Source organism: Paraclostridium benzoelyticum, assembly GCF_001006285.1.
Taxonomy (GTDB): domain Bacteria; phylum Bacillota; class Clostridia; order Peptostreptococcales; family Peptostreptococcaceae; genus Paraclostridium; species Paraclostridium benzoelyticum.
Map to the genome: position 1 here is coordinate 1 of NZ_LBBT01000039.1, position 10,377 is coordinate 10,377.

The 10,377-nt window shown below is 29.1% G+C and carries 12 protein-coding genes and 1 riboswitch; of the genes, 8 read left to right on the forward strand and 4 right to left on the reverse strand.

Going from position 1 to position 10,377, the window contains the following annotated elements; all coding sequences use genetic code 11:
• The 4 genes from VN21_RS02105 to VN21_RS02115 all read left to right on the forward strand — a co-directional run.
• Nucleotides 1-942 (forward strand): EAL domain-containing protein (locus VN21_RS02105; protein WP_152650749.1); only part of this gene is annotated, 942 nt, incomplete at its 5' end.
• 22 nt (nucleotides 943-964) lie between these two features.
• Nucleotides 965-1,066: riboswitch (purine riboswitch) on the forward strand.
• Nucleotides 1,067-1,163: 97 nt separating this feature from the next.
• Nucleotides 1,164-1,736, forward strand: coding sequence for a xanthine phosphoribosyltransferase (locus VN21_RS02110; protein ID WP_046821821.1), 573 nt, complete (start codon nucleotides 1,164-1,166; stop codon nucleotides 1,734-1,736).
• Between the two features lie 136 nt (nucleotides 1,737-1,872).
• On the forward strand, nucleotides 1,873-2,034 hold the full coding sequence (locus VN21_RS18545) for a hypothetical protein (protein ID WP_161794365.1): 162 nt from the start codon (nucleotides 1,873-1,875) through the stop codon (nucleotides 2,032-2,034).
• 250 nt (nucleotides 2,035-2,284) lie between these two features.
• Nucleotides 2,285-3,229, forward strand: a complete 945-nt coding sequence (locus tag VN21_RS02115; protein WP_046821822.1) for a polysaccharide deacetylase family protein — start codon at nucleotides 2,285-2,287, stop codon at nucleotides 3,227-3,229.
• A 77-nt stretch (nucleotides 3,230-3,306) separates the two neighbouring features.
• Here the strand turns inward: VN21_RS02115 and VN21_RS02120 are convergent, their stop codons facing one another.
• The gene (locus tag VN21_RS02120) at nucleotides 3,307-4,044 is read right to left on the reverse strand and encodes an NAD-dependent protein deacylase (protein WP_046821823.1); all 738 of its coding nucleotides are present in this window, start codon (nucleotides 4,042-4,044) and stop codon (nucleotides 3,307-3,309) included.
• A 240-nt stretch (nucleotides 4,045-4,284) separates the two neighbouring features.
• Complete coding sequence (locus VN21_RS02125; RefSeq protein ID WP_046821824.1) at nucleotides 4,285-5,511, reverse strand: NAD(P)-dependent oxidoreductase; 1,227 nt, start codon at nucleotides 5,509-5,511, stop codon at nucleotides 4,285-4,287.
• A 181-nt stretch (nucleotides 5,512-5,692) separates the two neighbouring features.
• Here VN21_RS02125 and VN21_RS18550 point away from each other — a divergent pair, with 181 nt between their 5' ends.
• The 3 genes from VN21_RS18550 to VN21_RS18555 all read left to right on the forward strand — a co-directional run bounded on the left by VN21_RS18550 (nucleotide 5,693) and on the right by VN21_RS18555 (nucleotide 7,058).
• Nucleotides 5,693-5,866, forward strand: a complete 174-nt coding sequence (locus VN21_RS18550) for a hypothetical protein (RefSeq protein WP_161794366.1) — start codon at nucleotides 5,693-5,695, stop codon at nucleotides 5,864-5,866.
• Between the two features lie 27 nt (nucleotides 5,867-5,893).
• A complete protein-coding gene (locus VN21_RS02130) occupies nucleotides 5,894-6,724 on the forward strand; it encodes a DegV family protein (RefSeq protein WP_046821825.1) in 831 nt (276 codons plus the stop codon).
• Between the two features lie 187 nt (nucleotides 6,725-6,911).
• Complete coding sequence (locus VN21_RS18555) at nucleotides 6,912-7,058, forward strand: hypothetical protein (RefSeq protein WP_161794367.1); 147 nt, start codon at nucleotides 6,912-6,914, stop codon at nucleotides 7,056-7,058.
• A 42-nt stretch (nucleotides 7,059-7,100) separates the two neighbouring features.
• Here VN21_RS18555 and VN21_RS02135 read toward each other — a convergent pair whose 3' ends face one another.
• Nucleotides 7,101-8,156: a PTS sugar transporter subunit IIC gene (locus VN21_RS02135; RefSeq protein WP_332840834.1), complete on the reverse strand. Its 1,056-nt coding sequence runs from the start codon at nucleotides 8,154-8,156 to the stop codon at nucleotides 7,101-7,103.
• A 273-nt stretch (nucleotides 8,157-8,429) separates the two neighbouring features.
• Between VN21_RS02135 and VN21_RS02140 the strand changes: the two genes are divergently transcribed.
• Complete coding sequence (locus VN21_RS02140; protein WP_046821826.1) at nucleotides 8,430-8,876, forward strand: MarR family winged helix-turn-helix transcriptional regulator; 447 nt, start codon at nucleotides 8,430-8,432, stop codon at nucleotides 8,874-8,876.
• A 98-nt stretch (nucleotides 8,877-8,974) separates the two neighbouring features.
• On the opposite strand, the gene VN21_RS02145 is transcribed toward VN21_RS02140, so the two are convergent.
• Entirely contained in the window at nucleotides 8,975-10,189 is a 1,215-nt protein-coding gene (locus VN21_RS02145; protein ID WP_046821827.1) for a pyridoxal phosphate-dependent aminotransferase, read from the reverse strand.
• Nucleotides 10,190-10,377: the final 188 nt, after the last annotated feature.

A 10,377-nucleotide genomic window follows, 5' to 3' on the forward strand; every position in this document is an offset into this window, starting at 1 on the left:
GAGAACTGGGAAATGCCGAAGGAGACTGTCACCAAGTCTGGCGAAGGTGAGCTGGTTCGACTGAAATATACCTTCAAATATGGAGATAAATTTGCGTTTGCTTTAAGAACAAAAGTTTTAACAGGCTCCAAATTTCTAACACACAATACTAAATTACCATATATAAAAAAATGTAAGATGAAAAAAATTATAAGAGAAGATTTAAAGGAAAATAAGTATTTTTTATATTATCAGCCTATAATAAATCCTAAAAAAAATGTAATAGTTGGATTTGAGGGGTTATTGAGATTAAAAAAAGATGATAAAATACTATCCCCTTATTTTTTTATAAAAGATATTGAGAATAATGATATGCTATTTGAAACTTCATTACATATATTGAAGCTTGCAATAAACGATTATGAAATTATAAAGGAATACAATAATATTAAAAATGATGACTTTTATATATCATTAAATATGTCCTTAAATGAAATTGAAAATGATCTTTTTATAAAACAAATATGCGATATAGCAACCTTAATGAATATGAAAGAATATAGTATATGTATAGAAATTTTAGAAAAAGTTGGAATAAATGACTTAAGCAAAATAAACACATCTATAGAAAAATTAAAAAAGTGTGGGTTTATGATTGCTATAGATGACTTTGGAGTTGAATATTCTAACTTAGACATATTAGAAAAACTAGATTTTGATATAGTTAAAATAGATAAATACTTTATAGATGGAATAGAAAGTTCCATTTTTGTAAAGGAAATAATAATATTTTTATCTAATATATGCAAAGTCACAAATAAGTCTATTGTATGTGAAGGAGTAGAATATAAATGCCAAAAAGATTTTATAAAAAATATAAAAAATGAAAAGGTATATATACAAGGATATTATTATTTTAAACCACTTAGCATAAATGAGATAAATGAAATAAATATTGATTAATACATATTAATGATTTATAATTAGATAAACTGATTACAATATCTGTATAAATTTGACGATAGGGGTCAAGAGTTTCTACCAAATCACCGTAAATGATTTGACTACAGGAAGTTTATTTATTATTTTTTATAGTAAATGCAACTCCTGTCTTTTTAGACAGGAGTTTTTTTAAACTTTCTCAATATTATTTATGCAGTATACTAAAATTTGGAGGCATATTTATGGAAAAGTTAAAAGAAAAAATATTAACTGAAGGAAGAATTTCAGGTAATGATATATTGAAGGTAGATAGTTTTTTAAATCATCAATTAGATGTAGCGTTTTTAAATGAAATAGGAAAAGAGTTCGCAAAAAGATTTGAAGGAAAAAAAATAGATAAAATACTTACAATAGAAGCTTCAGGTATAGCTATAGCATCTATTGCATCTCAGCACTTTGGTAATGTACCTGTAGTATTTGCAAAAAAAGTGGAATCTAAAAATTTAGATAAGGATGTTTATGAATCTGAAGTTTATTCATTCACTAAAGCTAAAAACTATACAATAAGAGTTTCCAAAAGATATTTAAATAAAGGTGAAAATATATTAGTGTTAGATGATTTTTTAGCAAATGGAAGAGCTGCAATAGGTTTAAATGAATTGGTTGAAAAAGCTCAAGCTAACCTGGTTGGAGTTGGTATAGTTATAGAAAAGGGATTCCAAGATGGTGCTAAGCTTTTAGATGAAAAAAATATAAATTTACAATCGTTAGTAATTTTAGATTCAATAGAAAATGGACAAATAAAGTTTAAGTAAAAAAGCTGGTTTTAACCAGCTTTTTATTATGCATTATTTTGTAGAAAAAAATAGATAATAATTTCTGTTAAATAGTCGGGAAATGTTATATAATTTAATTAAGGTAAAAAATGGAAATAAAAAGGGGAGGTCCCATATGAGGCTAAAGATAAAACTGGTAATTGGGATTACCTTAGTTTTTATATTTTTGGGGTTAGGTTATATAATTATAAATACGACTATGAGATACCAACAAGAGTTTGGTAGCATTGTATATAATTATAATGAAAACGAAGAAATTAGAAAAGAAAAAAGTTAATTAGTCTTAAAATAAACTGCGTATGCAGTTTTTTTACGCATTGATGCAAGAGAATAAGACTTAGACATAAAATATAATGGTTTGATAAAAGCTAAAAAGTATTAATAATATAATTGAATTTGTTTTAATTTTTTCAATATGTTACCATTTTGAAATAGTTGTTACGAAGCTGTAATACACATAAGGGGTTAAGTGGAGTATAATGTATATATAATAAAAAGTAACATTAAGTGACAGTAAGGGGGAAGTTATGAAAAAAAATAACAATATTTTTTCAAACTCTAATAAAAATAATAATCGGGCAAAACTAAATGTTAAAAGAGCATTTTTACTAATGGTAGTATGTGTAGTTATATTTGGTTCTTTTAATAAAGTTAAAGCTTATGTGGATGAAACAATAAAAGAAAAACAAGAAGAAAAAGTTGCAGAAGAGAAAAGACTTGCTGCAGAAGAACAAAAACGTAAAGAAGAAGAAGAAGCTAAAAAGAAAATGATCGGAGTTAAGCATGGATCGGAAAGTTACAGCTATAGTGCCGAAAAAGTTGCAGAGAAGCTAAAAAGCGGAGACTATTCAAATAATGGAGAAAAGGTAGTATTTTTAACTTTTGATGATGGAACATCAACTACAGTTACTCCAGAGATATTAAAGGCATTAAAAGATGAAGGTGTTAAAGCTACATTTTTTGTAACAGGAGCTAATATAGAACGTGGTGGGAAAAAAGCTGAAGATTTACTAAAACAAGAGTTTGAAGAAGGACATGCAATAGCAAATCACTCATATAGCCATGATTATGGTATATTATATCCAAATAGAACATTAGATCTAGAAGCTTTCAAAGCGGACTTTAAAAAGACTGATGATATATTAAAAAGAGTTTTAGGACCTTACTTCTCAACAGAGGTTATAAGATGTCCAGGTGGACATATGTCATGGAAAGGTATGGAACCTTTAGATGAATATATGGCTGCAAACAGTATGGCTGCAATAGATTGGAATGCATTAAGCGGTGATGCTGAAGGTAAAAAGAAATCACCTGAAGAATTATACAACTATGCAGTAAAAACTTCAGAAGGAAAAGAAATGGTAGTTATTTTAATGCATGATACATATGGTAAAGAAAATACTGCAAAAGCTCTTCCTCAGTTAATAAAATACTATAAAGATAATGGATATCAATTTAAAGTGTTAGTATAGTGAAATTAATTTATTGATTATATATTAAAAAGAGAGGATAAGATGTATATTTATATACATCTTATCCTCTCTTTTATTTAAAGTTTGTTTACAGCATCAAACAATACTGTATCAATACTATCATTTATAACTAAATCAGCTATATTATCAGCAGGGGTAGTACTCTTATTTATAAGTATTAAATTCTTACCTTTAAAATAGTCTATAAGACCTGCTGCAGGATACACTATAAGAGATGTACCTCCTATAATTAAAGTATCAGCTTTAGATATAGCATCAATTGATCCTTTTATAATAGAATCATCCAAACCTTCTTCATAAAGAACTACATCAGGTTTGACAGTATGCCCACATTTAGTGCAAGTTGGCACATCTTTGGAATTGATAATAAAATTAGAATCATAAAATTCATTACAACTAACACAGTAATTTCTATGTACAGAACCATGAAGTTCAAATACATTTTTACTACCTGCTATTTGGTGAAGCCCATCGATATTTTGAGTAACTACAGCTTTAAGTTTTCCCATTTTTTCAAGTTTTGCTAAGGCAATATGAGCATTATTAGGTTTTGCATCAGGATATATGAGTTTTTGCTTATAAAAATTAAAAAATTCCTTAGTATATTTTAAATAAAATGTATGGGAAACTAATTGTTCTGGAGTTAAGGAAATATTTAACTTTTCGTTAAATAATCCATTTGCGCTTCTGAAGTCAGGGATATTAGACGCTGTTGACACACCAGCTCCACCAAAGAAAACTACATTATTACTTTCCTTTAAGATCTGAGTTAGGTTTTCTATTTTTTTTGACATTAAATCATCTCCGTTTTAATTTATAGGACTATTATATCATATAGTAAAAGGATTTTTTATATGTAGGGTTAATTGATATTATAATAGTTTTCTGAAATTAAGCATTTACTTTAATTACAGATTAAAATATTTAATTAAATAAATATAGGTTGAATAGTTGATGACTAAACACTTAAAGACTGTTTCTTAAGTCTTTGTGTGAAGAAAGCAACTATTCAACCTACAATGTATTAATAAGTTTTACTTTAAATATTCATCTATAGATTGAGCAACAATTTTAGCAGCCACAACAGCTTCTATAACAGTTTTAGCACCATGAGTAACATCACCACAAGCAAATACTCCATCACGAGTAGTATGTCCACTAGTATCTGTCATAATAAGCCCTCTATTATTAACATCTAAGCCTTTGTTATTAGAAACAATAGTATTTCTAGGAACTTGGCTAACTGCAACTAGTATAGAATCACATTCAAATAATTTTTCGCTACCTTCTACAGTAACTAAAGAAGTTGTACCATCCTCCGCAACTAATTTCTCAGTATCAGCTAAAATTATACCTTCATTAACTATTTTTATAGGCGATTTATAAGTCATGAACTTAACACCTTCTTCAATAGCGTCATTAATTTCAGCCTTAGTTGCTGTCATATTATCAAAGTCACGTCTATATGCTACAAAAACATCTTTTGAACCATAATGCTTAGCACTTCTAGCTGCATCCATAGCAACGTTACCAGCACCTATAACTACAACCTTATTTCCTAAGTCATAGTTCTTAGGTGAACGTAGGTAGTCTATAGCATAGTGTACATGACCTAGACTTTCTCCTTTTATATCTAATCTTCTTGGATTCCAAACTCCAGTCCCTATAAATATAGAATCATATCCATCTTCAAGTAATTTATCCAAAGTAAGTATAGGGCCAACTGTAGAATTGATTTTAAATTTAACTCCCATATTTTTTAGTATATTGATTAAATTATCAATAATTTCTCGTGGAAGTCTAAATTCAGGAATTCCGTATCTAAGTATTCCTCCAAGTTGTTCATTTTTTTCAAATACAGTTATATTGTAGCCTTTTTTTGCTAATTCAAATGCAACTGTAAGACCAGCAGGTCCAGATCCAACTATAGCAATATTTTTTCCGTTTTTGCTTATATCAGAAAAATCAGCATCTTTTAAATAGCTTTTAGAGATTTCTTCTTCTATTTTATAAAATTGAATTGGCTCTCCTTTAATTCCTCGTATGCAATTACCAGCACACTGATCTTCGTGAGGGCAAACTATTGCACAAACAGCAGAAAGCGGATTATTATTAAATAGAAGTTCACCAGCTTCTTTTATTTTACCTTCTTTATATAAATTTATTACAGTAGGTATATCTGTACTTATAGGACAAGCACTTTTACATCTAGCATTTTTACAAACTAAGCATCTATTAGCTTCTAAATTTAAATCTAACAAAAAATCACCACCTATATTAATATCTATTATTATACCCCAGAATAAGTACTTATAACATAGGTAAAATGTCGGAAAATGTAAAAATATATAAACAAACACATATATTTGACTAAGAAATGAGCTGAGTATACGTGAATATGATATAAAAATTAGTGATAATAGAAGGAGTGATGGAGTTTATATGGAAATTATAAATATTACAGAAAATCCTTTTGACTTTACTATTGGAATAAAAAATGATAAGTTTAGTAATGCATCTGTTATTTATATGAATATTAAGAAACAGGATATAGATACAATTATAGGGAACTCAATAAAAGTGATTTTTGATAAAGAAAAAATCTGCTTTTTTTAGAAAATTCAAAACAAAGGAGGAGTTTCAATGAGTAATTTAAAGATAGTATGTGATAGTTTATCTGACATACCAAAAGAGTTAAGGGAGAGGTACGATATAGAAATGGTTCCTTTGATAGTTAGGTTTGATGATAAAGAATATAGAGATGGCATAGATTTAGGACCTAAAGAATTTTATGATATGCTCAGAGCTGGTAAATTACCTCAAACATCACAAGCTACATATTCACAATTTAAATCTGTATTTGATAAGTTTACAAAAGAAGGTAGAGAAATTTTATATATATCAGGATCATCTAGAGCTACAGGAACATATCAAAGTGCAATAATGGCTAAAAATGATACAGAGGGTAATATATATACTTTTGATACTATGAACTTTTCATATGGATGCGGTATGCAGGTTGTTAAAGCTGCGCAAATGGCTAGAGAAAGTTATACTATAGATAATATTTTAAATCAGCTAGAATATATGAAAGAAAATATGTATGTAGTATTTTCTGTAGATGACTTAAAATATTTACAAAGAGGTGGGAGGATATCATCCTCTAAGGCTGTTATAGGGAGTATGTTAGGAATAAAACCTATATTAGAAGTAAAAGATGGGTTAGTAACACCAGTAGCACAAGTAAGAGGTAAAAAACATGTTTTTTCTAAAATGGTAGATTTGGTTAAAGAAAGTTGTGGACAGGATAAAGAAATTGCTATAGGACATGGTGATTGTACTCAGGATATGAATAAATTAAAAGATATTGCGACTATAGAGTTAAATCCTAATGGAATTTCAATAGTAGATGTAGGATCTTGTGTAGGTGCTCATGCAGGTCCAGGGATTTTAAGTATATTTTGTGTTAGATAGGTAAGTGCTATAAATTTAAAAGATAAAAATTAGGCATAGGTCACTGGGCTTATGCTTTTTTTATACTTAATGAAATTTGAGATATGTTAGTTAAACTGGCAATTTGTTAAAAAATTACCATCATATTTGGTGTATTTGTAGTCAGTTGATTGCAATTCGTATACAATTTATGAGGGAGGGGAGAATCATGAAGTTATACGCGCTTTGTTGTGTCACTGTTTTAGGTATATTTATATACGGAGGACAAGGAGAAGAGCCTGTAATGAAAGAAGTTTTTAATGAGATTCAAATAGAACAGTCAGTAAAACTTGACATTGAAGATTTTTATGCATAAAAAAAGCACATCATAACATGATGTGCTTTTATAATATGCCGATTAAGCAGCAGTATCTTCGTCATTTCCGTTACCACGGATTATGTCAGCAGTAACTATTTTATAATTTTTAAATATTGTATGACCTATAAATCCACCTAATACACTTACTACTATACATCCAACAGCAGCCATTAAAGCAGGAGTTCCATTTTGTCCAACTGCTACAGCAAAACCAGCTATTGGAGTAGCCATACCTGGAACACTTATTGCAAGAGGTGCAACGTAAGTACTTATTAAAGCAACTACAACACCTGATAATGCTCCACCTATAAAGTTAGTAGTGAATACTGGTATTGGATTTGCAGATATTATATCTGATTGAGTTAATGGTTCTATAGCAACAGCTATAGTATCTTTCTTATCACCAAACTTCATTCTAGAGAAGAACACAAAGTTCATGAAAGAAGAACCAAATACTGCTAATGCACCTATTGCCATTGGAAGGCCAGTTAATCCTATTATAGATGTTAAGGCCATTGATGATAACGGAGCAGTAGCAACAACTGTTATTAATCCTCCAAGTATTATACCCATTAATATTGGAGATACATCAGAAGCAGCTATTAAAGCTTGTCCTATTTGCATTAATGTATCATTTACTATAGGATCCATAAACATAGCTATTCCTCTTGCTAATGGAGCAGCAACTAGTATTACAACTATTAAATCAAGTCCAGCAGGAGTTTTTTCTTCTAAGAACTTAACAACAAATGATATTAAGTATCCTGCAACGAATCCTGGAAGTATTCCGAATCCTGAAACTGTTAAACCAACTAAAACTGCATAAACTGGAGATACTCCTAAAGCTAATGGTACTAATATACCAGCAGCAACTCCTCCTAAACTACCGTTTGCAGCTCCAACTTGCTCTAAGAAAGAGATTCCAAACTGTTGTCCAAATAATGAAGCGTGGAATGCTTCAACTAAGAAACTAGCGCAAGCAGCACTTGCTAGTGCACCCATAGCTTTCATACCGTGAGGTGCTTTGTAACTGAATAAAGTGAATAATGCCAGTACAACTAATAATAGTGCCGTACTCGTTATAATTTGCATCATAAAAAGTTTTCCTCCTCGTTGATTAAAATAAATAAATGCTTGTTATTGTTTTCCCGCTTTTTGCGGTTATGATTCAATTATATTATAAAATATTAATTTTGTAAATAGTTTAAATGTAGAAAAATGTAGAAAGAGTTAGAAAATAAAATCAAATTTGAAAAATAATGTTAAAATTGCAACACAATCAGATTGCTGTTTTTGGGTGTTGTCTATACAAAGGAATTAGTGTAAACTAGAATTTAACAATACTTTTAAGGGGGTGGAGGTGAAGAAATGAATGAAATAATAAAAGACATTATAGACTTCGTATCAAAAACTTTTCCTAAGATACATGCTAGTTTATATTTAGAGTCTTTAAAAGAGTATGCCGCAAATATAAATGTAAATAGAACACAATTAAGAGCACTTGTATTCATAAATAATAATGGGGAAATAACAATGACGGACTTATGCGAAAAATTAAATATAGAAAAAGGAAGTCTTACTACTATGGTAGATGACTTAACTAAAAAGGGATATCTGACTAGAACAAGAGATTCAAGAGACAGAAGAAAATATATATTAAATTTAACAACTTCAGGTGAAGAAATAGCTAAAGACTTTTTAGAAGCATTAGGAAATAGATTAGAATCAAGATTCTTAGAATTAAATGAAGAAGATCGTAATAAATTTATGGATTCTATAAAAAACTTAGAAGAAATACTTATAAAAGAAAGCTAGATTATGTGCATAAGCACCCAGTTTAAGAGACAAGTTAACAATAAGTGAAAAAAGTGGCGAAAAAATAGACTAATCATTTGATTAGTCTATTTTTAAATTTAGTTATTAGTTGCTAAATCATTTTTAACTTCCATGTATTTTTCAAGACCTTGCTTTAAAATATTTGCAGCTTTCTTTAAATCTTGTTCATTTAATATATAAGCAAGTCTTATTTCACTTTTGCCTAATCCTTCAGTTCCATAGAATCCTTCAGCAGGGCATGCCATAACAGTTTCTCCGTCTACATCGAACTCGTTTAACATCCATATTACAAAATCTTCTGCATTTTCTATTGGTAATTTAGCAAGTATATAAAATGCACCTGTTGGTTTTTCGCATATTACTCCTTCAACTTTCATTAACTCACTATATAAAACATCTCTTCTTTTTTCATATTCTTCATTAACTTTTTTAAAATAAGTATTAGGAGTTTTGTACAGTTCTATAGATCCTATCTGATCAAGAGTAGATACACATAATCTTCCTTGACATAATTTTAAAACCTGAGCAATGAACTCTTTATTTTTACAAGCTAAAGATCCTATTCTTGCTCCACATGCACTATATCTTTTTGATACGCTGTCAACTATTATTACTCTATCTTTTATTTCTTCAATGTTTCCGAAACTTATATAATCTAATTTATCATAAACAAATTCTCTATAAACTTCATCAGCTATTATCCACAAGTCATTTTCTTTCGCTATGTCAGCTAACATATGAACTTCTTCTTTTGTATATACAGTTCCAGTTGGATTTCCTGGATTTGATATAAGTATAGCTTTAGTATTTTTATCAATCTTAGAACAAATTTCTGATTTGCTTGGAAGATGGAATCCATTTTCTGGATGTGTAGTTATAGGTTTTACAGAAACGTTTACACAAGAGCTGAACCCATTATAGTTTGTATAAAATGGCTCAGGAACTAAAATATTATCCCCAGGATCACAAATAGCCATCATAGAAAATAATAAAGCTTCACTACCACCATTAGTTATAAGTATTTCATCTTTTTCAAAATGCATATCATATGTAGCATAATAATTAATCATTGCATCTATTAGCTCAGGCAAACCTTGAGATACAGCATACTCTAAAACATCACTATTAAAAGTGTTAACAGCATCAAAAAAACCTTTAGGTGTTTTTATATCAGGTTGACCTATGTTTAAATGATAAACTTTTATTCCTTTTTCCTTAGCAGCAGTTGCATAAGGAACCAACTTTCTTATAGGTGAAGATTGCATAGAAACAACTCTATTAGAAAAGTACATTTTTAATACCCCCTGTATTATGAAAAATATGTAAAATCCCCTTACAAGAGAATAATATCATAAACGAAGGTAAAAAGCACTCAGTTTTTTCAGATATTATAAGGGTTTTATAAGATTTACAATCTGTGATAAAATATGTAAAATTATAATTATAGATTTACAAAAAATATTATAGCAAAATAGTATTT